Below are 23,048 nucleotides of genomic sequence, written 5' to 3' on the forward strand. Positions count from 1 at the left end.
TATGGTAAAGCTAGTCAAGCAGGATTGGCTATTTCCAAAACAATCCTGCTTAACAAAAAATCCCTGTTTGAATTTATCTATGATGAACTCGATGAAGAAGCTGACGCAGCAGCAGCTGCTGCAGCACATCCTGCAATTGCTGCCTGTTCTTGAGCAATAATAATAGCATTAATACTATTTGCTAAAGCTACTTTAATTACTCCCTTTTTCATACCATCTACATAGAAGTCACAAACTAAATTAGCTGAAAGAATTGTTTTAGTATATTTATCTAAACTCCATATGCCATATCCAGGCTTCTTATGAATAAAATCACTGACTTCTTTTATTTCTCTAACTATTTGATCTTCATCATCTGCAATAAGAGTTAACACTCCTAGTGTTGCCAGGCCATTGTATCTAAGACTGCATTTTTCATTTTTAAGCTTATTATAAAGTCTATTTGCCTTCTTGCATTTTTCATAAACGGACTCTTCTCCAAGTGCCAAAATATGAGATAATGTCTGAAGATCATTTCCCTTCCAAAATCCTCCCTTATTTAATTCTTTATAGCACTCTTCTACTTTTTCCATAGTTTGTCTTACATCCAAATCTGTAGCAGCAAGTACCGCTGCAAAAACATAATCATCAGTAGAAGTTAGCCAAAAATGATTTTCTTTCATATTTTTATAGAATTCTTTCATTCTCTGGATTTTAGAATTCCAATACTCTCTAGGAACATCTTCTGCAAAGGTATAAGTAGCCAGCGGCAGATATGTACTTTTTCTAAAACCTTCCTGTTTCATTTTTTCATGAATTTCAATCATTTTTTGAAAAAAGCCTTTATAATCCTCTTCAAAACATAAAAGAGTAGCTATAATTAATCCATTATTCCCTCTATAATCAGATGTCCATCCTGTTTCCTGCTTTATATACTTTTTTATTTCTTCAATTTTATCTATATTTACCTTTTCACCTCTTGCTGCATGCATCATTGCACAAAAGTGTTTTAACAAGCTTGTATCCCATTTAAAATTGCTTTTAAGTTCACTATAGTTTTCTACCATTAGTTCTACCTTTTCTTTCAATCTTATATCCACTATAATTCCCTCCCTATTTAACTTAATATCATTATTACCTAAAATATTTATTTTGTATATACATATTAAAATAAAATATTCAAAAAATAATAAAGTAAATCTTAAGATTTACTAAATATATTAGAAAAGTAAACTCATACTATTTAAAACCAAGCATAAAAACTAGTTTTGAGGAAAACCTACATTGTATTAGAAAGGAGAGACATTTATGCAAAACAAAATACGTAAGACTACTAATAATAAAAAAGAAGACAGTAGATTTAAAAAGAAAAATATAAACCATGACCCTCAGGATGAAAGTTCAAGAATAAAGTTTGGTTCTCCACCAGAAAAACATTTGGATTAATTTTTGAAAATTAACATTCTATATATAAAGTTATTAATAAAACAAATTAGGAGGCTTAAGCGATGAAATCACATCAAAATAAAGGTCATCATGAAAAATCCATGGAAAAAGCTAAAGATTTACTTCATAAAGGTACAGGTATGGGAGAGATAAAAGAAGTTACAGGCCTCAATGAGCATGATGTAACTAAAGCTAGAATGAAAATGGAAGGCAAAATATAGAAAGGAGTTCTATGCATGAGTTATGATAGCTTAGATGAAAAAAAGAAAAAAGCTAGAGAAATGCTTATTTCTGGTAAAACCAGTAAAGAAATCAAAGACGAAACTGGATTAAGACCTAAAGAAATAAGCAGAATACAACAGGAAATTACAAAGCATTTTTAATATTTAAGGAGTCTGCTGCTAGTCATTAGTACGCCAGTCTCAATTCTTAATCAGATTTATTTAAAATGGCTATTGCAGCAGACCCTCTCATCACACAAAAACACTTTTTACAAATTAAGAGTGAGTTTTTAGTTTAAATTACAAATTATCAAATTTACACCACTTTTAATTATCTCTTCTTTCCACTTTTTATCTATATTATTATCTGTGACTATAACTGATAAACTTTTTAATGGTACTACCTGTGAAAGGGCTTTTACACCAAATTTAGAAGAATCAGAAACTACTATGGCTTCATCCACACAATTTACTACCTTCTTTTTTACACTTACATCATTTAAATCATAATCACTAAGACCAATTTCATCATCAATTCCACCTGCTGAAAGTATTGCCTTGTCAAAATGAAGATGCTCTAAAACAAGTTCAGTAAGAGGACCATTTAAACATTTTTCTTTTTTCCTAACTTCTCCACCTAAAATTATACATTTTGCATCTAATTGCTCAGTTGCAAACCCTGCCACGTAAAGGGAAGTAGTAAAAATAGTCAAATTTAGCTTGTCTCCTAAATTTTTTGCAACCTCTAGGGGAGTTGTACCTAAATCCATAAAAATTATATCATTATCATTTATTAACTTAGCACATTCTATTCCAATTGCCTTTTTTTCTTCTTTATTTATTAATGCTCTCTCATTATATGAAGGTTCCCAGCTTAATTTTTTAGTTAAAATTGCACCACCATATACTTTCTTTAGACAACCTTGTTGTTCAAGATAATCTAAGTCTCTTCTTATAGTTTCATTTGAAACATTAAAAATTTCCATAAGTTCAGATGTTTTTATATTTTTTTGCTCTCTTATAAGCTTAAATATTTGTTCCTGTCGTTCTCCAGCAAGCATTTATTTTCCTCCAGATTTCTAACTTTTTATTTTTAAACATTTATCACTTGGAACATAGACATTTATTTTTTCACCTTCATAATAAACATTATCGCCTCTATTTAACGTATCAATTAGCAGCATCGTATCATTTACAATTACATTTAGTCTAACAATATTGCCTAAAAAATATACATTGCTAATAACTCCCCTGAAAGTGTTTTTACCAATTACCGTATCTTCTAAAATAATGCTAATATGTTCAGGTCGTATAAAAATATTACTACAATCCTCAGGTTGATTTAAAAATTTAGGTGTTAAAAGATTATAAGTTCCAACAAAATTTGCAACAAATTTTGTCTCTGGATTTTTATAAATTTTTTCAGGGGTACCATACTGAACAATTTCTCCTTTATTCATAATAAATATTCTATCTGAAATAGATAAAGCCTCTTCTTGATCATGTGTAACAAAAAGTGTTGTTATTTTAAATTTATTATGAATTTGTTTTATTAGCTTTCTCAAGGTAATTCGTATTTGAGCATCTAAAGCACTTAGTGGTTCATCAAGTAAAAGTACATCAGGGTTTACTACTAAAGCCCTTGCAAGTGCTACTCTTTGTTGTTGTCCTCCAGAAAGTTGGCCTGGATAATGATTTTCACGCCCATTGAGACCAACTAAATTTATAATTTCCTGAACTTTAATTTTTATTTCTTCTTGCGGTACTTTTTTTAATTTAAGTCCAAAAGCTATATTTTCTCTAGCAGTCATATTGGGAAATAAAGAATAACTTTGGAATACCATCCCCATATTTCTTTTATTAACTGGAATGTTTGCTAAATCATTATTATTTACAGAAATTTCTCCACTACTTGGATCTTCTAGTCCAGCTATTATTCTAAGCAAAGTACTCTTTCCACATCCGGATGGTCCAAGTAATGATACAAATTCACCCTTTTTTATGCTAATATTTATATTAGCTAAAGCCTTTACTTTATTAAAATTCTTATTTAGCCCCTTTATTAAAATATAGTCCATTATTCTTTAACCCTCCATTTTTTTCCTGGTGTTGTTAATACTGTTGTAATATATGAAATAACAAATATAACAATTGTATAAATTGTTACAACTGCACTAGCTGCGTGACCATTTTGGCTTAAAATATTATAAAGATACATCTGAACAGTCTGGTATGAGCTGCCAACCAATAGGTTAACTAAGGCAAAGTCGCCAAATAATATTGCTACACATAAAAGTACTGCAGATATCAATCCTCTCATTATATTGGGCACTATAACCTTAATAAATGCTTGAAATTCAGTGCAGCCTAAAATCATTGCAGCTTCCTTAAGATTAGGTGCATTTATTCCCCTAAAACTATTTCTTATAGAGTGATACATAAATGGTAAACATATTATAAAATATGCTCCTAATAATATCCACATGGTTCCAGATATATTTATAGGGTCTTTAGAATAGATCTGTATAAGCCCTATAACAAGTACCACACCTGGCATAATAAAAGGAAGTAATGACAATACATCAAAAATCTTTTCCAACTTTTTGAAATGTAAACTAGCAAGGTATATACTTGGAACCATAATGATAATACTTATTAAACAAGTCAAAATGCTTATAACCGCACTTCTTAATAATGCTAATTTAAATTGAGAATTTCCTAATATCAAACTATAGTATTTAAAAGTATAGCTTGTAGGCAAAATAGTTGTATCCCAACTGCCTGCCACAGAAAACAGAATTATAGCGAGCATTGGTACAAATAAATATATAAATAATAGTACTAAAAAAATCTTTTTCCCTATACTCTTTTTCATTTCTTTTCCTCCAAAATTTAATCTATGTTTTTAATAAGTTTAATTTTCACAAAAACAAATATCATTAAAATTCCACCTAAAACCATAGACAATGCACTAGCTAGTGAGGGATCAGAAGCTATATCATTAGATACAAGATTTGCAATAGTTATGGCAACTAGATTTTTATTAGAACCAACTAGAGCATAAGCAGTTGCATAGGCACCTAGTGAATTTGCCAAAAGGATACATAAACTTCCAGCTAATGAAGGTAGTAATGTAGGTATTTCTATTTTAGTCCAAATAGTAAATTTACTTGCACCAAGCGTTGAAGCTGCCTCTATAATATCGTCGTTTATTGCATAAACAGCAGGATACATGAGCATTATTGATAAAGGAATTTGAAAGTATATATACACAAGAATTATCCCCATCCAAGAATATAAGTCAAATCCACTGTTGTATAAATTAATGCCTAGTTTGCTTTTAAAAAATATGGTAATCAACCCATTAGCTCCAAGTAATACAATAAAAGCAAAGGCAAGAGGTACTCCGGAAAAGTTAGAAGTCATGTTCACAATAGAAACTAATCTTTCAGCAATATCCTTCTTTAACGATTTTAAGCATATTGCAGCACAAGTACCTATAATCAAACCGACTAATGATGAACAAATAGATACAGTTAACCCATTCGTTAAAGACTTTAAATAAAATTTACTTGTAAATACTTTTGTATAGTTAGAAAGTCCTATTCCACTATTTGTAATAAAGCTATTTATTAATACATAAATTCCAGGTATTATTTCAAATGATAAAACTAAAATTATTAAAAATATGAAAGGAAGCCATAAAAGGCTTCTCCTTCTTATTTCATTTTTTATTGTGCTAATATATTTTGTTTCCATAAGTCCGGTATCTCCTTACATGTTTTATTCCACACAGTATAATCCTTTATAGTTTTTGCAGATTTATAATCACTATCTGGCAGCATTTGTTTTTTTACATCTTCAGGAAGATTAACTTTTCTAATAGGCCTTGCAAATCCCTTAGCCAAATTTATTTGACCTTGATCGCTAAATAAATAATCCTGGAAAGCTTTAGCTGCATTTGGATGAGGAGCATATTTGTTTATTATTGATACATAAGCACTCATAACTGTAGCATCAGTAGGAATTACAACTTCATAATCACCTGCTTGATCAATTTGTTTTTTATAATTTAAAGCATTAAAATCCCACACAATACCAATTGGAATTTCTCCTTTTTGAAAATTACTTACTTTTTCATCAACATTGTTTAAATTGCCCATAGCATTTAACTTCTTAAAAAAATCAATACCCGGCTGAATATTTTTTTCATCTCCACCATTTGCATATGCTGCCGCAAGTACAGCATTTTGTGATTCTGCAGCCTTCATTACATCTCCTACAGATATACATTTTTTATATTCAGGGTTTAAAAGCTCTTTAAAACTGTGGGGTACGTCTTTTACAAGCTTCTTGTTCACAAAAAAGGCTATAGTTCCTGTATAAGCACCTGTCCAATATCCATCTTTATCTTTAGCCCAGTCAGGGACATCATTCCAATATTTGTTTTTATAAGGTTGTACTATATTTTGAGATTTAGCAATATCACCAAAAGTTATTCCCACATCACCTATGTCAGCTACTGGTTTATCTTTTTCAGCTTTGAATTTTGAAAGTTCTTCTACACTTGTCATGTCTGTATCTTGATGAATTATTCCATATTGATTTTCAACATTTTTAAAAATTTCGATATAGTTTGCCCAAGTATCAGGCATACCATAAGAAATAAGTTTTCCTTCTTTTTTTACAGCTTCTTTTGTAGGCCTGACTTGAAGCTGTGCATCATTACTATTTGTTTTTACAGCATCTCTTTTGGTTCCGCATCCTGCAAGTGTAGATGTAAATATTGATGTAACAATTAAACTTAATATTATGGCTCTTTTAGAATTTTTAAACATATCTTCGCTCCTTTAAACTTTTGTATTATTACTTAAATTTAAATTTCATATAGGGTGACGGATCTATTTTAAGTATTTCACATATTAGCGGTGCGACTATAAGCTGTGAGTATTCTTCTTTTTCAAAATCTACACTGTTGTCAAATATGAATAAGGGTAAGTTTCTAAGCAAATCAACATTGCCACCATGATTTCCTAATTCACTCATTCCATGATCAGAAGTTATTATTATTGAATAGTCATCTTTTAACCATAATGGTATTAAATTGGCTAGAATGCTGTCCATTTCAACCAACTTTGATTCATATTCTCTAGAACTAGAACCATACCTATGTCCAACAAAATCCAATCCCATAGGATGAATCACCAACAAGTCTGGGCAATATGTATTTCTTAAATATTCTCCGTCTAGAAATAAATGAGTATCAGGATAACTGTCATCAAAATAATAAATACCATGTTGAATATTCAAATCATCATCATGAAGTTGCCTATGACGGATATTATTAAAGGGACTTATATTATACAATTCACTTATCCAGCTATAAGCTGCAGCTCCTGTAGATAAATTACTTTTTCTAGCTAAAGAAAAAATATTCTCCATATTTGAATTGCGTGTAATATTATTAGATGTTATACCATGTTCACACACAGGTGTACCAGTAAATATAGTTTCATAACAAGGCCTAGAAAGACTGGGAAGTTCACCTCTTATATTTACATATTTAGCTTTTTTGTATTCAACCATATGCCATAAATATCCCATATGATCTTTTGCACCTTTTCTCGTAAGTCCATCTAGTAGTATAAATATTAACTTTTTCATACACTAATCTCCTTTCAAGTTGTCTACAACTAGAATTATGCACTTAGCTTGTTAAGACAACTTTACAAATAAGTTAATTCCATGTAAATCAATTCAATTCCGCACAATTCAACATAAATTATTTTTATAAGCGAAAATTTATTCAGATAATGAAAAATGACATAATCAAATAAAACTTTACTTGATTATGCCACTTTCAATTTTATTATTCCAAGACACATTTCATAGTTTTACCTTTTTCACTATAACTAGTGTCATTTACAGATTCTACTTTAAAATTTCCATTTTCATATGTAATCTTGGATATACTTGAATTATCCATATCTCGCACATTAAAATTCTTGTCCAAATAATCAATAATCAATCTAATTATTCCACCGTGAGCTACTACAAGTATATTTCCACTCTCACCATCAGAATTTTCCATGCATATCCCTGTTAGTGTTTTCATAACTCTTTTTATTACTGTATCATAACACTCCGCTTCCTTTGTATCATCCAGAGCTGCACATGAATTGCAGTATTCTCTTTGGAAATCATACTTTTCTTCTGCTTCCTTAAAGGAACTTACATTAAGGTAGTTAAGTATATCCTTAAACATTATACTCTCAAGTTCTCCTTCGTATTTTCCAAAATACATTTCTCTTAGTCCTTCAAGTTCTTTTAACTGTAAATTTTCACTTGCCCTATTTTCCTTTATAACAATTTTTGCGGTTTTCACTGCCCTACCCAAATCACTGCTGTAGGCTGCTTTAAATTTAACATTTCTAAGTCCAAGCCCTGTATTTACAGCTACCTCAATTCCTTCCCCAGTAAGAACTCCATCACACCATCCCTGAGTTCTATTAGCTTTGTTTAAAATGGTTTGTCCATGTCTCATTAAATATAAAGTAATTTTACTTTTATTATTACTGCTCATTTTCTCCTCCATAATTATATCTGCACAATATATGCCATATTATGATTATTATAACTTATCTTTTAAATCATTTCATTATTAAAACTTTCAAATTGCGTTGAAGTAATTTATAGTCTTCTATAAAACTAATTGATTCTAGCTTTTTGTAGGTTGTTTCTGGCAATTCCTCTAATGGAGTTTTAGCAAGTATTTTTCTTGTCTCCCAATCATTAAATTCGGTAATATCCTTTATGCTAGTTATACATTTTTTATTTACAGGACAGATAATTTGACATCTCATACAACCTATTAAGCAATTGTGCCACTCTGGTCTTAAGCTTTTTTTGAAATCTCCGCTATCTTCATTTTGAAGTGTAATACATTTGTTAGCATGTACTATAAATCTATCCTCTGCTATTGCTCCTGTAGGACAATTTTTTAAACACAGATCACAATTTTTACATGTAGCCATAACGGTATATTTCATCCAGGAGTCATTTTCGCAAGGCATATCTGATACATATACTCCAAGCCAATAAAAGCTGCTTTCACCATTTATATAACAAATATTATTTCTCCCATATGTACCTAGTCCACTTTTTACTGCTAATGGCTTACATGGAATATTAACCTTAATTGCCTTAAAATTTTCATAGGAAAGTATCTTCTCAGCAATTTCAGTTATCTCAGATATTTTCTTATGTTTTTTCTCAAATTCACTGCTTGAATTTAATAAATACATTGGAGGCATAATTACAGCATACCTTTTTAAACCTAAAGTAAAATATACTCTTGCTGCTGGCTGTGGAACCGCTATAATAATAATTGATTTTGGTTTTAAAAAATCATCTGATACTTTATAATCAAACTTATTTAAATATTTTCCAATATTAACATTGATATCTTCATAAGTTTGTTTCATATTTTCTATGTCTAATCTTATTTCTTCCATATGTTTAAAGGAAATAACTTGTGCCTTAAAACCATATTCTTCAACCTTCTTTATGAAATTATTTGCATAGTTTTTCATTTACCCGCACCCCTCTTTTTAATATATATAGTGTAACTATCAATTTTACATAATACAGTTACATTGGTATAATTAAATAATAACATCGGCCTAAGTAACGGTCAATATATATAATGGAGGTTACATAAAATGGAGTTCTTATGTATGGATTTTATCAATAGTCAATGGTACAAAACTCACAAAATTTTTAAGGATCCTCTAAAGGATGAAAATTGGCTGAAAGATTTTTGTGCAAAATGGAATTTATCAGCTGCTCATATACCTGATAAAGAAATGGTTAATAAATTATTAGAACTTAGAGATTTTTTAAGTTACGTCATAAATAAACTATGTATAAAAAAAACATTAGATTTAAAAGACATAAATAAAATAAATGATTATCTTAAAGCTTCTTCATTTTATAAGGTATTAGAAAAAAATGAAGATAGATTTTGCATAAAAACTGTTCCTGTTAAATCCAATTCAGATCTAATCATATTTGAAATAATTTCTTCTTTTGCTCAAATGATTTCAAAATACGATATAGACAGAATTAAACTTTGTGAAAATCCTGACTGTAGATGGGTTTTTTATGATGAAAGTAAAAGTCATACACGAAAATGGTGTGACAATACCTGCGCAACTCTTATAAAAGTTCGCAGATTTAGAGAAAACAGAAAGCAAAAAAAATGACATGATCAAAGCTCAATTTGATCATGCCATTTTTTTGTTTATATAAATGCAACATCCAATTTATCACGATCTACTAACCTTTTATACTTGTATTTAGGATATCCAACCATAAGTGCACCTGTTATTACTTTATCTTTGGAAATATTGAATAAATCTAATAATGGAGCATGATTTGAAAATGCACAAAATTCAAATAATCCCGCCCAGCAAGAACCTAATCCTAATGTAGGTGCAAATAATTCAACATAGGATAATGCAGAAATACTATTTTCTCTTCCATTTTTAAAATCCTTTGGAGCAGTTGCTAATATAATATTAGGAGCATCACGTAAAATTGAATCTATGCCATTTTTTCTATAATTATTTATATGTCTTGAAAAACTCCAATGAAGTTCAATATTATCTTCCATCCACTTAACTATTATTTCAGTAGATTTTTCTAATATTTTTTTATCTTTTACGATAATATAAGATACTCCTTGTGAGTTGCTAGCAGTAGGAGCAAAACGTGCAATATTAACTAGTTTTAACAACTCTTCATAAGGCACAGGTATATTTTTGTAACATCTTATTGACCTTCGGGATCTCAGAAAATATTCAGCAGTTTTTGAATCTAAGCCTTTAAACTCTTTTATATCTACTTGATTACATAGTGGAGTTTTAACATTATCAAGTGCACCATAAGGACATACAGCAGAACATTGTCCACAAGCAATACAAGAATTTTTATTAGCTTCAGGCCCATCTTCTTTCATATATAAAGCTGTAGTAGGACAAACTTTTGTACACGCTCCACATTTTATACATAATGATTTATCTACTTTAATTAAATCCATTAATATTCACCTCTTAAATTTTGTGTTTCACAAATTCAATTCCTATATCAAATGCTTTAGCACAATCTTTGGGAAATACTTCTTTATGCCTTTTGAGCTTTTTTTCATAATCAAACATATCTGAAACTACCTTTGAATAATCATTAAATTGGTAAGTATCAGTACAATACAATGTTTTGCATTTTCTAAAGAATTTTTTAAATAGCATTTCGTTAGATTCAAGATATTTATCTAAACATATATTTTTCATTTTCTCTTCAGATATGTTCATTGTATATATTAATGCTGCAGGAATATTTCTAGGCAGAAGTGTAGGATGATTAGTATACTCTATCAACGGAAAAAATAGTCTTTCCATAAATGATCTTGTTTCACCCGTAACATTACCCAAATATATAGGCGAACCTAAAACCACTGCATCTGCTGTATCCAGCTTTTTTAGCACAGGAGAAAGATCATCTACCATGGCACATTTACCGTAACTTTTACCTTCTTTTAATTTACATGCAAAACAACTAGCACAACCTTTAAAGTTTAAATCATACAGATGAATAATTTCTGTTTCAGCCCCTTGAGAAGCGGCTCCTTCAAGAACCTTATTTAATAAAGTTGCTGTATTATGATTTTTTCTAGGACTTCCATTAATAGCTATTACTCTCATATCACAATCCTCCTTGTCATATAATAAGTTTGCATAGTTTCTAATTCAATAAAATTTCATATTTCTGTTGTAATTTCAAATTAATGTTGTAAAATACTTTACAAGAGATATTATATACTGTACTATCATTTTATGGAAGTAGGTACTTTTAAGTAATATAGTACCCATTTGTATACTTATAATAACTAATTATTATAATGAAGAGAGGTGAATATTAGTGATGACAATATACTAAAGCTCTGTAAGTTATATGTCCCATCGCTAAATATAGCAAATGTTGAAATTTAAAGGTAATGAATACAGCTGTTCCATGGAATTAACTTTAGACATCATAGGCGGCAAATGGAAGCCTCTTATTATATGGCACTTAGGTGAAAATACTCTGAGATTCAATGAGTTAAAGAGGGCCTTGCCAAATATTACTCAAAAAATGCTTACTCAGCAGCTTAGAGCATTGGAGGAAGATCAATTAGTGAATAGATTTGTCTATGCTGAGGTTCCTCCTAAAGTAGAATATTCTCTTACAGAAAAGGGTAAAACCCTTTTACCTGTTTTATCAACTTTATGTAAGTGGGCAATTGAATATTCTAATTCAATGACATCAAGTTAAGAAAACGAAGTGACTGTAAGCAAAGTTGAATGTTTCTATTCATCAAATTTGATATTTAATATTTATTTGCTTGCCCACTTCTCTAAAAATTTGACTGTCTCATTCCACGAGTCCATATTTGCCTGTGCCCAACTTTCTACATCATATGGATATTTCTCTGATGGATATATTGACTGAAAAGGCACTGTCAACATATGACCTGACTTTGCAAAGGTAATGTGCTTATATTCATGTTTAAAATGTGATTTTTCAAATATACTGCAAGCCGTTTCTGAATGCATTTTTGAAGGCCATATTTCATCTGCTGCTGATGATATCATTAAAACAGATCCATTTATCTTGTCCAATGCAATAGTAGCCTTGTCCCTATCGCCTTCTTCAATTAGTTTTTTATACATCCATGCCAGTGCTCCTTTTTCTTTTTTCATCATTTTTATTATCAATCGCAGTATAATATGGAAACTAAATTTTAGATAAGGTATTTCGCGACCTCTATACATCCATGAAGAATGATGAGAGGGAAGTTTTCCATTCTTAATCCCCTCATATACGTAGCAACTTGGAGTATTTGCAATAACACAGGTGATATCTTTAAACATAGATGCTGCAAGGAGCACCAGTTCACCACCCTTAGATCTTCCATATATAGCTATCTTGTTTTCGTCAACAGTATCCTGCCTCTTTAGCCACTTTACTGCATTTTCAACGTACTCAAGTGGTATCATGTTAAGATCCTCTGGTATTCCTTCAAGTCCAAAATAGCAAACCGCTAATGCAGAATATCCTCTCATGGCAAATAGTTCAGCAATTGCCTGTGCTTTTTCAATTCTACCATCACTTCCACTTAAAACAATTATTGCAGGGTGTTTTATATTATCTTTATAAGTAAAATATCTTGCTAAGAGATTTTTTTCTACTATATCAATACTTTCGATTGTGTCATCACAGTAAACCTTTGTATGTTCCTTTGATGCAATTATTTTTCCATTTTTCTCTACTGTAAATGTAATTTTGTACTTTCTATTTTCATTTATATTACTTAACTTTTGTATTAACTTGCTCTTACGGATCTGCCTTGGCCTCATAGAATAAAATAATCCCATTTTATCACAATTGCTATAAGTTCCATCAACTGGCACTGCATTTTTCAAATCAATATTTCCACATTCATCTGTTTCAAAGACCGCATAAGATTCCCACAATGTATTATCACCTATCTCAAGTATAGAAGTGTTAATGCAGTAATAATCGCTGCTTACCGCACGAATTGTAACTTTTTCATTTTTTGAAAGACCATTTATTTCTATATCAACTGACTCATCCGCTCTTGATACTTCTGGTGTTATTTTTATTGTACAATTATCATTATTCATAAATTCTCCTCTACCTTCTATCAGAATCTGCTATTTCTCCATAACATGTCCAGTTAGAACCATCATAAGCAGCTAATTTACTTTAGCTCTTCAATTTCATCATACTTACCTATGACAATTAAAATATCACCTTTTAATATTTTATAATCGGATTTAGGAGATACATAAATGGTATCATTTCTTTTTATAGCTATAATATTTATTCCATACTTAGATCTTATGTTTAACTCTTTTAAAGTTTTGTCATACCACTTTTTAAATGCAAATATTTCTGTTATACCGTATTCTGAAGATAACTCTATAAGTTCAAGTATATTTTCTGATGCCAAACTATGAGCAACTCTAAACGCAGTATCTCTTTCAGGGAAAACCACTTTGTCAGCACCTATTTTATATAATATTTTTGCGTGAATTTCCGTATTTGCTTTAGCAAGAATATATTTTACACCCATTTCCTTTAATATAAGAGTAGCAATAACACTACCTTGGAGATTAGTACCTACCCCTATTATAGCAGCATCAAAGTTGTTAACACCAAGAGATTTTAAATTTTCTTCATCAGATATATCCGTTTGTATAGCTTGAGTTACATACGGGCTTATTTCCTGTACTACTTCTTCTTTTGAATCCACTGCTAGTACATCATTACCTAAATTGTAAAGTGTTGTAGCTACTGAAGCTCCAAATTTACCTAAGCCTAAAACTACATATTGTTTTTTTGACATCATATTTCCTCCATTTTTTAAGTTTATTCTATCCAATTAATATTCTGCCTTTAGGATATTTTATAGAATTAGGGGTTGTTCTCTTTACTATGGACAGTACTATTGTAAGGCCTCCTAATCTTCCTAAAAACATCACCATTGATATAATCAATTTACCAAAAGAAGTTAAATCAGGTGTAATACCCAAACTTAGTCCTACCGTTCCAAAAGCAGATACACTTTCAAACAATATACTTTCCATAGTAATTCCACTTTCAGTTATAGATAACATGATTGAAGATACAAATACTACAATTATTCCTATGGATAAAACTACCAGTGACTTATACACTGTATTTTTATTTATTGTTCTATTACAAATTTCAGTATTTTCCCTACCACTTATTATAGATAAAACCGTTAATATAATGATAGCTATGGTAGTCGTTTTTATTCCCCCAGCTGTAGAACCTGGTGAACCTCCTATAAACATAAGTATCATAGTTAACAGTTTACTATTTCCATTTATATCAGCAAGTGAAATAGAGTTAAAACCTGCAGTTCTTGGTGTAATGGATGCAAATATACAAGACATTATTTTACCTTTTGTACTCATATTGCCTATAGTTGCAGTATTGTTTCTTTCAAATATAAAAAATAATACTGCACCTGAAACTATTAAAATGCAAGTTGTAATAAGTACTACTTTTGAATGAAGTGATAACTTAACTCGCTTTGAGCTATAAAATATACTCCATAATTCCTGCCATACATAAAATCCAAGACCTCCAATTATAATTAAAGAACTTATTGTAAATATAACAAGGGTATTGTTATGATAAGAAGTTAAACTTTTTCCATCCCCAAATAAGTCTATACCTGCATTGCAAAAAGCAGATATAGAATGAAATACTGAAAAAAACAATCCTTTAATAAATCCAAATTGAGGTATGAATTGAAAAGATAAAATTGCAGCTCCTATAAATTCAGTTAAAAAAGTAAAAATTAATATGTATTTTGACATTTTAACAAGTCCCTGTAGATTAAATGAGTTTAAAGATTCATGTATTATCATTCTTTCCTTTAACGTAATTTTTCTTCCAATAATTAGTGCAAATAGAGTTGAAAATGACATAAATCCCAAGCCACCAACTTGAATTAGTATCATAATTACTACTTTTCCAAAATAACTCCAGTGATTTCCCGTATCTACAGTTACAAGTCCTGTTACACATGTAGCCGAGGTTGATACAAATAGTGAATCTATAAAACTCGTATATGCTCTGTTTGTAGATGAAATAGGAAGATGTAAAAGTACTGCACCCAATAGTATTATTATCAAGAAACCAAGTACTAAAGTTTGTATTTCATTTATCTTGAATAATTTAGGGAATTTATTTTTTGTTTTCATTTGTTTTAATCTCCTTATTAATTTCTTATATAAAAAGTCAATAATTTTAGTATAATACAAAAATAAAGTTTTCAGTCTATAATCATCAGTTAAATTTATAATAGCCTCCTATGATATTTTGATTTTATCATAGGAGGCTGCATTTTACAGTCCCTCTTTAAAAATATTTATCTTCTAATTTCGTAACCCAGTTATCTTTCATATTAGAACAGATACTGTATGTATCATTTAAAATAAAACTTACTATAACATTTCTAATATTTCTACCGCATATTTTTCACTTGGAGCATTAACTTCAACTGTATCTCCAACTTTTTTTCCTACTAATGCTTTTCCTAAATCTGACTCTATGCTTATACGCATATTTTCTGGGTCGGCATCTATAGTAGTTACTAACGATACAATTTCTTCATCTTCATCCTCCACAAATTTAATTTTAAATTTACTATTAACACCTATTACCGATTTATCTGCACTTTTAACATCTATTACAGTTGCAGTTGAAATCATACTTAATAGATACTGAATTCTATTATCATTTTCTCTGTAGTTTGCACAAGCTTCTTTATACTCTGCATTTTCAGACCTATCGCCGTGTGCAGCAGCTACTAATTTTTCCTTTGCTATTTCAGCCCTTTTTACGGTCATTCTATAGTCTAATTCTTCTCTTAATTTGTCAATATTTTCTTGTGTCAGTATATTCTTCATATAAAGACAAACCTCCCTGCCATATATTATGTTACTATTATATAATATATAGAGAAAAATTTAAAATCTCTTGCATAATTCTATATTTTCAACTTAAACTAATCTATATAATTAGGGAAGAGTTGATAATATGTTTGTAGATAGAAAAGATGCTGGTGAAAAGCTTTCTATAAAACTTGAGAAATTTAAAAATGAAAACCCTATTGTTCTTGCTATTCCAAGAGGAGGAATAGTAACAGCTTGTGAAACTATAAAAAAATTTGGATTTGAATGGGATTTAATCATTCCAAGGAAAATAGGTTCACCTCGTAATAAAGAAGTTGCCATTGGTGCTGTATCTTCAGATGGGACCTATCTTTTAAATGAAGAATATATACATATGCTAAATATATCCAAGGAGTATATAGAAAAAGAATTATCTAACCAAATAAAAGAAATTAAAAGAAGATTAAATAAATATAAAGGAAATGAAAGTTTTCCCTATGTAAAGAATAGAACAGTAATAATTATTGACGATGGAATTGCAACTGGTTTTACAATACAGGCCGCTATAAAGTCTATTAAAAAACACGCTGCAAAAAAAATTATTCTAGCTGTACCAGTAGCCCCACGGGATACAATTTCTTTATTGAAGGAAATTGTAGATGAAGTTATATGCCTATTTATACCCGATGAATTTTATGCTGTAGGCTTACATTATAAAAACTTTGAACAGACTACTGATGAGGAGGTCTTTACTATAGTACGTGAACTAAGAAGAGATAGTTAGCTTCATAAAAGGCATATCATCTAAACAATCAACAGCTTTGCAAAAAATTTCTTCATCCATTGAACAGTTAAATTCTACTGCAAAAATGTATGCTTTCCTTCCAATCCATTGACAATTCTATCTACATATTGACTATTTGTGTAACAATTTATGCACTCCTGCAAGTTTCTTGCTTGCCCACGTTTTAAATATCCTATAAATGCATTTAACGCATTTTCATTACAGTAGTCACTATGTACAACCCCATTTTGTTCAACACGTGTGCGTAGTTTCTGAATTTCAATAACAATTTGGCCAATTATATTACTATTTATTCGTTTAGAAGCTAACCTATATATAATTGTTAAAATAAATATACCTGCTAAAATTGCAGTAAATTGTGATGCATAATACTTAAAAATATTTGTGTTAACATCTTTTCCAATAAAAAAACTACTCAAAGAAGCTATGCTGTTATAAGATTCATTTGAAATTATTCCAAATGAAAGGAAAAGCACAAATAAACTCCCTGAAATTTGAACTTGTCTCTTTCCTTTTTTCTCATACTTAGCTCTTTTTTGATCTAACCCATGAATTCTAATTATCATTTTTCTTATTGTTTCTAGTTGTCCTATCAAGATTTGCCTATTATTCATGTAATCTCCCCTACCTCGTAAATTCATAACTTATCCTTATACTTATATGTATATTAAATTCATAGAAATTAATTCTCAAATGTACTAGTATGCTTTTTCTATATACATGGATAAGAAACCTGTGATAAAAATAATAAAAAAATTATCCTAAAAAAGAACTTATACAAAATTACGTTAGAGAAGATTGTAATTGAATATAAACAAAAAAGTAAAGTTCAAATAAAGTTTTAGTGTTTATTTAAGCTTTACTTTTTATTTTATTATTCACTCAAAAATCATACCTATATTAATTGACTTTAAATTCAGATATTTTACTTTGTAATTCTATCACTATTTGAGTCAATGATTGAGCAGCAAATGATACCTGTTTCATAAGTGCAGTTTGTTCTTCTGAAGCTGCTGCAACAGTTTCAATGTAATTAGAAGATTTAGTTGAAATATCAGAAATATTTTGTATTTTATCTACCATATTATTAGAATGACTGTGTAACCCTTCAATAATCTCTTCTACTTGAGCCATTTGTTCTGCAACATCTTTAACAGAAACGCTTATATCCTTAAATGAGTTACTAGCCTGATTTACCATAATTTTCCCCATATCTACTGATGCATTTCCTTTACCCATAGCTGCCATTGCACTAGCAATATGCTGCTGTATTTCCTTTATAAGATCACCGATTTTTCCTGATGCAGTTCCTGATTGTTCTGCTAATTTTTTAACTTCTTCAGCAACTACAGCAAAACTTCTTCCATGTTCCCCTGCTCTAGCTGCTTCTATTGCAGCATTTAAGGCAAGAATGTTTGTTTGTTCAGATATGTTATTTATTATATTAATAATACTATCTATTTCTTTAGATTTTTCACCTAACACATTCACAATATGTGTTGATTCAGAAACCTGTAAACTTATATTCTCCATTTGATGTATTGCATCATTTATTATATTATTACCATTTTTAGCCACTTTTGTAGAATCAAAAGATAATTGAGTTGTTAAGTTTACATTTTCTTTTATATTTTTTATACCTGCATGAATTTGTGCAACTGCTTCAGATATATATTCTGTATCTTTAGTTTGTGCTTCAACATGTTGAGATACTTTTTGCATTGATAGGGCTACTTGTTCAGCAGCCTCCCCAGTTTGTTCTGCACTCGCAGTTAGCTCTTCAGATGTACCTACAACATTGTCAAGGTTATTGCTAATAGAATGAAAAGTTGTTTTCAAATTCGATGACATTTTATTTAAATTCTGACTCATATGACCCAATTCATCTTCAGAATTAACATCCAGAGTATGAGTTAAATCTCCATCACAGATAATAGAAGTCAATTTAGTAACTTGCTTTATATTTTTTGTTATGTAATTGCTATAAAATAATATGGCAGCAGTAATTATTACTATTAAAAGTATACTAAGTATAACAAGTATAGATACTAAGTTTTGTAAAGGGCTGTATAATTCCTTTTGTGAAACAGTAATACCCAATATCCAATTTGTTGAAGCTATAGGTGTATAATAAATGGCTCTCTCATCGTTGTCCTCCATATAAAAACCATTACCATCTTTCCCGCTTAGTATATCTTTACTAATAAGTGAAAATTTGGAATCACTTGTTATTTTAGATTTCATTACTTTTTTTGAATCTACGCCAGCAATATATGATCCATCACTTGCAATGAGAAAAGCTTTTCCAGACTCACCAAATTTAATTTTATTAACCATATCTTGTAGATTAGTTAAATTAATATCTGCACTAGTTTCTCCAATAAAATTACCTTTTTCATCATAAAATGGTGCCGAAGCAGTTGCCATAGTAACCTTTGTATTATCGTCATAAAATGGAGGAGTCCAACTCACTTTATCTTTTGTGGTTTTTACTGCCTTATACCAATCCTGAGAAGGATAGTTATAATCATCTTTCATATAATCTTCTGTATATATAACTTTATCATTATCTTTATAGGCATAAGGTCCAAAAAACTTTATATTATCTTTATATTTGTATGGTTCAAACCATACCCCTACTCCAAAAGTATCATCATTAATTGCGGCATATTTTTGTACTAAGTTCTTATAATCATCTGTAGACATGGTATTTCCTGAAACTTCAATAGTTCTTGCTAAAGTCTCAGCAATTCTATTGTGTGAAGTAATTCTGTTATTAACTGATAATTTTAGTTCATTCATTTTGTAAGATATTTTACTATCAATTTGCTGGCTGATAATTTTTCTTCCAGTATAATAACTTAGTACTGATAAAATAATTAAAATGATTATTGTAACGGGAAGAATAGCTATAATAGTTCTTGTTCTAATACTTTTAATTCTTATCAATTAACTTCACCTCCAATTAATTATCTTATAACTTTTATCATTACAATATTTTTCGATATGTTCATTTATTAGCTTTATGTTTTTATTAATATTAAATTGAAACTTCATATAGAAAATATTTAAAAGTATTCTAAAAACGCCATAATTTTCTTGAGCGTATTTATAATACTATTTATTCTAATGCATCTTATATGCTCTATATTGCATGTTAAAAGAAAACTATAGCTTACATTTATAAAACTCAATATAATAAATTTGTAATAAAAAGGAGGTTAATTTATGTTCAAAGGATTCATTTTGGGACTTTCAAGCGGAGGCTACTGCCTTGCTTCTTGTATTCCTGTATTTGTTCCCTATATTTTAAGTGAAGATAAAAAGACAAAATGGAATTTTATTTGTTTATCCAAATTCATGTTAGGAAGACTTCTTGGTTATATACTATTTGCTCTTTTGGCGTGGATTACAGGAAACTTTATAATAAAACAATCTCACTATAAAGAAATTATATTTGCACTGTCTTATATATTTTTATCATTTACACTTATAGTTTACACATTTTCAAAGTCACATAGATTTTGCAATATTAAATACTTTAGTAAGTTTTCTAACTACTCAAATAAAGAAAAAGGATTTACTACTGTAGTTCTTTTAGGCTTTTTAACAGGTATAAATGTATGTCCACCATTCATTTTAGCTTTTTCAGATGCTGCTTTCTTTACTAATATCCTCAGCAGTATTTTTTACTTTGCTGCCTTTTTCGTAGGCACTGCTGTTTATTTCATACCCATTCCATTTATAGGTGTTTTAAAAGGTAAGCAAATTAAATTAATAGGTCAAATGTGTTCTTTGATAATTGGAGTGTTTTACATGTATTCAGGAATAATGATGCTTTTTAAGGAGATGATGTTAAATTGAATAATTTAGAAACTAAAAAAATAGCAGAAACAAGTACAGGCAAAAAGTTTGCAAAATCAGTAGCTGCTTGTATACCAATATTACTGTTAAGTATTGTTTTGTTAAGCGGCGGCAGTTCCCTTCCAAAGGAACCTTTAATGAGAATTTCTTTTTCCATAGGCTACGTTTTTATAAATATAATATTTTTTCTTATGGTGTACACAAAGAAAACTTATAAATATAGGAAGATATTTTTTGTAATATATGCCTTACTTTTTGCAGTCAGTTTTATGACTAATTTAATAGAAGTTAGAGGCAGCATTTTCTATAATGAATCCACTTTTATTAATGGAGAAACTCCATTTTGTCATATGGTAATTCCAATGATTATAATACCTGCTGCTTTAACCAAAACCATAATTTTTCCCGGTTCACTTTTAACTGGATTTGCTAGCATTGCAAGTATGATAGTAATTTGGCTTGGCGCTAGTATAGCCTTTGGAAGGGGCTGGTGCAGTTGGGCTTGTTTTTATGGAGGACTTGATGAAGGCTGTTCTTCACTATGTAAAAAGCCAAAGTTGAAAATAAATAGAAAGTGGACTTATTTATCCTTTGCTATTTTAATATCCATTGTTTTATTGTCTGCTGCTACTCTTGCTCCTGTTTACTGTGATTGGCTTTGTCCCTTTAAAGCAGTTACAGAAGCAGAACAAATAACTTCCACAATAGTGTTAATTAAAACTATAGTTTTTTACTCCTTATTCTTAATTTTAGTTATAATACTGCCTATACTTACTGGGAAAAGAACTCAATGCGGACTATTTTGTCCCTTCGGAGCCTTCCAATCCTTTTCTAACAAAATAAATATATTTGAAATAAGAATAGATAAAAACAAATGCTTAAATTGCAAAAAGTGTGTACGAGAATGCCCAACTTACTCGATAGATGAGAACAGTCTTGCAAATGGAAAAGCTTTAATAACCTGTACCAAATGCGGAAAATGTATAGATACATGCCCTGTTTCTGCTGTATCTTATCACATAAAAGGTACAAAAATAGGTGTAAAAACTAATTTATCAAGGTATTTATTTCTCTATCCTGCATATATTTTTGCGCTTACAATTGGCGGTGGAGCTATGATTAAGGGAGTATATAGACTTTTAAAACTTATAACTACAGGCAGCTTTTTTTAGAAGTAATTAAATAATAAAGAGAAAGGCGGATTAAAAATGATCAAATTGAAAGCTTTTTTAGGGTATACTGCTGCTGTTTTATCCTTATTTGTAGTACTAGCCACTTTTATAGCTAATGACTTCTGGGCTAAAGAGTTTGTTAATATAACTTCACTAAAAGTTTCTCCTATATATACTGGCGGTGAAATAAATAAGACTATTTCTTTCAAGGATTATACCATAAAAATACACAAGCCTGTATTTCAGGGCCTTTTTTCTGATAGATCTAAAGGCTTTGTTGAAGTTGATTATACAGGTAAAAATATACCTAAAGTAATTTCTCAAAGTATAGATTTTGACAGCGATGGTAAATATGACTTTTACATTAAATACGATACTAGAAATGATAAATCTCAATTTAAATCTTTAAATAAAAATGTAGTTTCTCTGCAGGGAGTATATAAAATAACGACTGGCTATGCCGTTAGAGTAAATTTAAAAAAGTAGATAAAATAAAAGTAAGATTCACATAGAATTTTGAACCTTACTTTTTATTTAGTTACTTTTTGACACATTTAACGATTTCTTCTTAGTTGTTTTTTCTTACTTATAAGTTTTAAATTAAACTTCAAATATTTTTTATAGGAATAGTAGCAAAAGCTCATTCCTAGAAATTCCGCTGATATTAAAATTGAGGCTAATGTCACTGTTACAATTTTTTCATTATAAACCAAATGATAATATAAGGATGGGATACAAGAAATAGCTCCAATTATAGCAAATACCACTATAAACGCTACCTTTACATCCATTTGTTTTATACCAAATATATATATAAACATAAGCCTAGAAATTGTTCCAATTACACCACCAAGTATACAAGATATAATTAATATAGACGCAACTACGCCATTCATATTTACAACCGTTACTTGGCACATACCAACAAATAATCCAATAAATATAGATATTATTAAGTTAAATAAAAAATCTTTTACATTTTCCTTCATATTCAAATCACCCCAAAATT

The 23,048-nt window shown here is 29.7% G+C and carries 27 protein-coding genes; 9 read left to right on the forward strand and 18 right to left on the reverse strand.

The features are described 5' to 3' along the window. Window positions 1–77: 77 nt before the first annotated feature. Window positions 78–1,079: a DUF4003 domain-containing protein gene (locus tag DMR38_RS13555; protein WP_175413010.1), complete on the reverse strand. Its 1,002-nt coding sequence runs from the start codon at window positions 1,077–1,079 to the stop codon at window positions 78–80. A gap of 208 nt (window positions 1,080–1,287) precedes the next feature. Between DMR38_RS13555 and DMR38_RS21885 the strand changes: the two genes are divergently transcribed. The 3 genes from DMR38_RS21885 to DMR38_RS21895 all read left to right on the forward strand — a co-directional run bounded on the left by DMR38_RS21885 (window position 1,288) and on the right by DMR38_RS21895 (window position 1,808). Then, window positions 1,288–1,425, forward strand: a complete 138-nt coding sequence (locus DMR38_RS21885; protein ID WP_175413011.1) for a CPC_1213 family protein — start codon at window positions 1,288–1,290, stop codon at window positions 1,423–1,425. 62 nt (window positions 1,426–1,487) lie between these two features. Continuing rightward, window positions 1,488–1,646, forward strand: coding sequence for a hypothetical protein (locus DMR38_RS21890; protein WP_175413012.1), 159 nt, complete (start codon window positions 1,488–1,490; stop codon window positions 1,644–1,646). A gap of 15 nt (window positions 1,647–1,661) precedes the next feature. Further along, window positions 1,662–1,808: a hypothetical protein gene (locus tag DMR38_RS21895; protein ID WP_175413013.1), complete on the forward strand. Its 147-nt coding sequence runs from the start codon at window positions 1,662–1,664 to the stop codon at window positions 1,806–1,808. A 128-nt stretch (window positions 1,809–1,936) separates the two neighbouring features. Here DMR38_RS21895 and DMR38_RS13560 read toward each other — a convergent pair whose 3' ends face one another. From DMR38_RS13560 to DMR38_RS13595, 8 genes are all read right to left on the reverse strand, one after another. Continuing rightward, window positions 1,937–2,707: a DeoR/GlpR family DNA-binding transcription regulator gene (locus DMR38_RS13560; RefSeq protein WP_127721820.1), complete on the reverse strand. Its 771-nt coding sequence runs from the start codon at window positions 2,705–2,707 to the stop codon at window positions 1,937–1,939. A gap of 18 nt (window positions 2,708–2,725) precedes the next feature. After that, window positions 2,726–3,724, reverse strand: a complete 999-nt coding sequence (locus DMR38_RS13565; RefSeq protein WP_127721821.1) for an ABC transporter ATP-binding protein — start codon at window positions 3,722–3,724, stop codon at window positions 2,726–2,728. Beyond that, window positions 3,724–4,521: an ABC transporter permease gene (locus tag DMR38_RS13570; protein ID WP_127721822.1), complete on the reverse strand. Its 798-nt coding sequence runs from the start codon at window positions 4,519–4,521 to the stop codon at window positions 3,724–3,726. The genes DMR38_RS13565 and DMR38_RS13570 overlap by 1 nt, the downstream gene beginning before the upstream one ends. Window positions 4,522–4,538: 17 nt before the next feature. Continuing rightward, window positions 4,539–5,405 (reverse strand): ABC transporter permease subunit, encoded by an 867-nt coding sequence (locus DMR38_RS13575; RefSeq protein WP_127721823.1) that lies wholly within the window; start codon window positions 5,403–5,405, stop codon window positions 4,539–4,541. Beyond that, window positions 5,378–6,484, reverse strand: a complete 1,107-nt coding sequence (locus tag DMR38_RS13580; protein WP_127721824.1) for an extracellular solute-binding protein — start codon at window positions 6,482–6,484, stop codon at window positions 5,378–5,380. The genes DMR38_RS13575 and DMR38_RS13580 overlap by 28 nt, the downstream gene beginning before the upstream one ends. Window positions 6,485–6,512: 28 nt before the next feature. Next, a complete protein-coding gene (locus DMR38_RS13585) occupies window positions 6,513–7,310 on the reverse strand; it encodes an alkaline phosphatase family protein (protein ID WP_127721825.1) in 798 nt (265 codons plus the stop codon). A gap of 205 nt (window positions 7,311–7,515) precedes the next feature. Then, complete coding sequence (locus DMR38_RS13590) at window positions 7,516–8,229, reverse strand: histidine phosphatase family protein (RefSeq protein ID WP_127721826.1); 714 nt, start codon at window positions 8,227–8,229, stop codon at window positions 7,516–7,518. A 67-nt stretch (window positions 8,230–8,296) separates the two neighbouring features. After that, complete coding sequence (locus DMR38_RS13595; protein ID WP_127721827.1) at window positions 8,297–9,238, reverse strand: 4Fe-4S double cluster binding domain-containing protein; 942 nt, start codon at window positions 9,236–9,238, stop codon at window positions 8,297–8,299. 144 nt (window positions 9,239–9,382) lie between these two features. Between DMR38_RS13595 and DMR38_RS13600 the strand changes: the two genes are divergently transcribed. Next, window positions 9,383–9,910, forward strand: a complete 528-nt coding sequence (locus DMR38_RS13600) for a CGNR zinc finger domain-containing protein (RefSeq protein WP_175413014.1) — start codon at window positions 9,383–9,385, stop codon at window positions 9,908–9,910. 38 nt (window positions 9,911–9,948) lie between these two features. On the opposite strand, the gene DMR38_RS13605 is transcribed toward DMR38_RS13600, so the two are convergent. Both DMR38_RS13605 and DMR38_RS13610 read right to left on the reverse strand, forming a co-directional pair. Then, the gene (locus DMR38_RS13605) at window positions 9,949–10,746 is read right to left on the reverse strand and encodes a nitroreductase family protein (RefSeq protein ID WP_127721829.1); all 798 of its coding nucleotides are present in this window, start codon (window positions 10,744–10,746) and stop codon (window positions 9,949–9,951) included. Between the two features lie 13 nt (window positions 10,747–10,759). Beyond that, window positions 10,760–11,407 carry a flavodoxin family protein gene (locus DMR38_RS13610; protein ID WP_127721830.1) on the reverse strand — a complete coding sequence of 216 codons (648 nt, stop codon included), beginning with the start codon at window positions 11,405–11,407 and terminating at the stop codon, window positions 10,760–10,762. Between the two features lie 274 nt (window positions 11,408–11,681). On the opposite strand from DMR38_RS13610, the gene DMR38_RS13615 reads away from it, so the two are divergent. Beyond that, window positions 11,682–12,017 carry a helix-turn-helix domain-containing protein gene (locus tag DMR38_RS13615; RefSeq protein WP_127721831.1) on the forward strand — a complete coding sequence of 112 codons (336 nt, stop codon included), beginning with the start codon at window positions 11,682–11,684 and terminating at the stop codon, window positions 12,015–12,017. Window positions 12,018–12,079: 62 nt separating this feature from the next. Here the strand turns inward: DMR38_RS13615 and DMR38_RS13620 are convergent, their stop codons facing one another. The 4 genes from DMR38_RS13620 to greA form a co-directional block, all read right to left on the reverse strand. Continuing rightward, window positions 12,080–13,390 carry an acyl-CoA thioesterase/bile acid-CoA:amino acid N-acyltransferase family protein gene (locus DMR38_RS13620; protein ID WP_175413015.1) on the reverse strand — a complete coding sequence of 437 codons (1,311 nt, stop codon included), beginning with the start codon at window positions 13,388–13,390 and terminating at the stop codon, window positions 12,080–12,082. Window positions 13,391–13,467: 77 nt separating this feature from the next. Beyond that, entirely contained in the window at window positions 13,468–14,115 is a 648-nt protein-coding gene (locus tag DMR38_RS13630; RefSeq protein ID WP_127724069.1) for a TrkA family potassium uptake protein, read from the reverse strand. A 28-nt stretch (window positions 14,116–14,143) separates the two neighbouring features. Further along, entirely contained in the window at window positions 14,144–15,523 is a 1,380-nt protein-coding gene (locus DMR38_RS13635; RefSeq protein WP_347562549.1) for a TrkH family potassium uptake protein, read from the reverse strand. Window positions 15,524–15,748: 225 nt separating this feature from the next. Further along, window positions 15,749–16,213: a transcription elongation factor GreA gene (gene greA / locus DMR38_RS13640; protein WP_127721834.1), complete on the reverse strand. Its 465-nt coding sequence runs from the start codon at window positions 16,211–16,213 to the stop codon at window positions 15,749–15,751. A 130-nt stretch (window positions 16,214–16,343) separates the two neighbouring features. Between greA and DMR38_RS13645 the strand changes: the two genes are divergently transcribed. Next, entirely contained in the window at window positions 16,344–16,982 is a 639-nt protein-coding gene (locus DMR38_RS13645) for a phosphoribosyltransferase (protein ID WP_127721835.1), read from the forward strand. Window positions 16,983–17,056: 74 nt separating this feature from the next. Here the strand turns inward: DMR38_RS13645 and DMR38_RS13650 are convergent, their stop codons facing one another. Continuing rightward, on the reverse strand, window positions 17,057–17,617 hold the full coding sequence (locus DMR38_RS13650; RefSeq protein ID WP_127721836.1) for a hypothetical protein: 561 nt from the start codon (window positions 17,615–17,617) through the stop codon (window positions 17,057–17,059). A gap of 286 nt (window positions 17,618–17,903) precedes the next feature. Beyond that, complete coding sequence (locus DMR38_RS13655) at window positions 17,904–19,952, reverse strand: methyl-accepting chemotaxis protein (RefSeq protein ID WP_127721837.1); 2,049 nt, start codon at window positions 19,950–19,952, stop codon at window positions 17,904–17,906. Between the two features lie 279 nt (window positions 19,953–20,231). On the opposite strand from DMR38_RS13655, the gene DMR38_RS13660 reads away from it, so the two are divergent. Genes DMR38_RS13660 through DMR38_RS13670 form a run of 3 tightly spaced genes read left to right on the forward strand, consistent with a single transcriptional unit; the run spans window position 20,232 to window position 22,525 of the window. Continuing rightward, window positions 20,232–20,867, forward strand: a complete 636-nt coding sequence (locus tag DMR38_RS13660; RefSeq protein WP_127721838.1) for a sulfite exporter TauE/SafE family protein — start codon at window positions 20,232–20,234, stop codon at window positions 20,865–20,867. Further along, window positions 20,864–22,039: a 4Fe-4S binding protein gene (locus DMR38_RS13665; protein WP_127721839.1), complete on the forward strand. Its 1,176-nt coding sequence runs from the start codon at window positions 20,864–20,866 to the stop codon at window positions 22,037–22,039. The genes DMR38_RS13660 and DMR38_RS13665 overlap by 4 nt, the downstream gene beginning before the upstream one ends. A gap of 36 nt (window positions 22,040–22,075) precedes the next feature. Then, on the forward strand, window positions 22,076–22,525 hold the full coding sequence (locus DMR38_RS13670; RefSeq protein WP_127721840.1) for a hypothetical protein: 450 nt from the start codon (window positions 22,076–22,078) through the stop codon (window positions 22,523–22,525). 68 nt (window positions 22,526–22,593) lie between these two features. Here DMR38_RS13670 and DMR38_RS13675 read toward each other — a convergent pair whose 3' ends face one another. Continuing rightward, window positions 22,594–23,028: a hypothetical protein gene (locus DMR38_RS13675; RefSeq protein WP_127721841.1), complete on the reverse strand. Its 435-nt coding sequence runs from the start codon at window positions 23,026–23,028 to the stop codon at window positions 22,594–22,596. Window positions 23,029–23,048 lie beyond the last annotated feature (20 nt).

It is taken from the genome of Clostridium sp. AWRP (assembly GCF_004006395.2).
GTDB lineage: Bacteria > Bacillota > Clostridia > Clostridiales > Clostridiaceae > Clostridium_B.

Coding starts and splice junctions, on each gene's coding strand:
- DMR38_RS13615 (WP_127721831.1), top strand. CDS start 11,682: ATGTTGAAATTTAAAGGTAATGAATACAGCTGTTCCATGGAATTAACT.
- DMR38_RS13560 (WP_127721820.1), bottom strand. CDS start 2,707: ATGCTTGCTGGAGAACGACAGGAACAAATATTTAAGCTTATAAGAGAG.
- DMR38_RS13630 (WP_127724069.1), bottom strand. CDS start 14,115: ATGTCAAAAAAACAATATGTAGTTTTAGGCTTAGGTAAATTTGGAGCT.
- DMR38_RS13675 (WP_127721841.1), bottom strand. CDS start 23,028: ATGAAGGAAAATGTAAAAGATTTTTTATTTAACTTAATAATATCTATA.
- DMR38_RS13590 (WP_127721826.1), bottom strand. CDS start 8,229: ATGAGCAGTAATAATAAAAGTAAAATTACTTTATATTTAATGAGACAT.
- DMR38_RS13565 (WP_127721821.1), bottom strand. CDS start 3,724: ATGGACTATATTTTAATAAAGGGGCTAAATAAGAATTTTAATAAAGTA.
- DMR38_RS21885 (WP_175413011.1), top strand. CDS start 1,288: ATGCAAAACAAAATACGTAAGACTACTAATAATAAAAAAGAAGACAGT.
- DMR38_RS13620 (WP_175413015.1), bottom strand. CDS start 13,390: ATGAATAATGATAATTGTACAATAAAAATAACACCAGAAGTATCAAGA.
- DMR38_RS13570 (WP_127721822.1), bottom strand. CDS start 4,521: ATGAAAAAGAGTATAGGGAAAAAGATTTTTTTAGTACTATTATTTATA.
- DMR38_RS13600 (WP_175413014.1), top strand. CDS start 9,383: ATGGATTTTATCAATAGTCAATGGTACAAAACTCACAAAATTTTTAAG.
- DMR38_RS13660 (WP_127721838.1), top strand. CDS start 20,232: ATGTTCAAAGGATTCATTTTGGGACTTTCAAGCGGAGGCTACTGCCTT.
- DMR38_RS13585 (WP_127721825.1), bottom strand. CDS start 7,310: ATGAAAAAGTTAATATTTATACTACTAGATGGACTTACGAGAAAAGGT.
- DMR38_RS13605 (WP_127721829.1), bottom strand. CDS start 10,746: ATGGATTTAATTAAAGTAGATAAATCATTATGTATAAAATGTGGAGCG.
- DMR38_RS13595 (WP_127721827.1), bottom strand. CDS start 9,238: ATGAAAAACTATGCAAATAATTTCATAAAGAAGGTTGAAGAATATGGT.
- DMR38_RS13650 (WP_127721836.1), bottom strand. CDS start 17,617: ATGAATAATAGGCAAATCTTGATAGGACAACTAGAAACAATAAGAAAA.
- DMR38_RS13610 (WP_127721830.1), bottom strand. CDS start 11,407: ATGAGAGTAATAGCTATTAATGGAAGTCCTAGAAAAAATCATAATACA.
- DMR38_RS21895 (WP_175413013.1), top strand. CDS start 1,662: ATGAGTTATGATAGCTTAGATGAAAAAAAGAAAAAAGCTAGAGAAATG.
- greA (WP_127721834.1), bottom strand. CDS start 16,213: ATGAAGAATATACTGACACAAGAAAATATTGACAAATTAAGAGAAGAA.
- DMR38_RS13580 (WP_127721824.1), bottom strand. CDS start 6,484: ATGTTTAAAAATTCTAAAAGAGCCATAATATTAAGTTTAATTGTTACA.
- DMR38_RS21890 (WP_175413012.1), top strand. CDS start 1,488: ATGAAATCACATCAAAATAAAGGTCATCATGAAAAATCCATGGAAAAA.
- DMR38_RS13645 (WP_127721835.1), top strand. CDS start 16,344: ATGTTTGTAGATAGAAAAGATGCTGGTGAAAAGCTTTCTATAAAACTT.
- DMR38_RS13575 (WP_127721823.1), bottom strand. CDS start 5,405: ATGGAAACAAAATATATTAGCACAATAAAAAATGAAATAAGAAGGAGA.
- DMR38_RS13670 (WP_127721840.1), top strand. CDS start 22,076: ATGATCAAATTGAAAGCTTTTTTAGGGTATACTGCTGCTGTTTTATCC.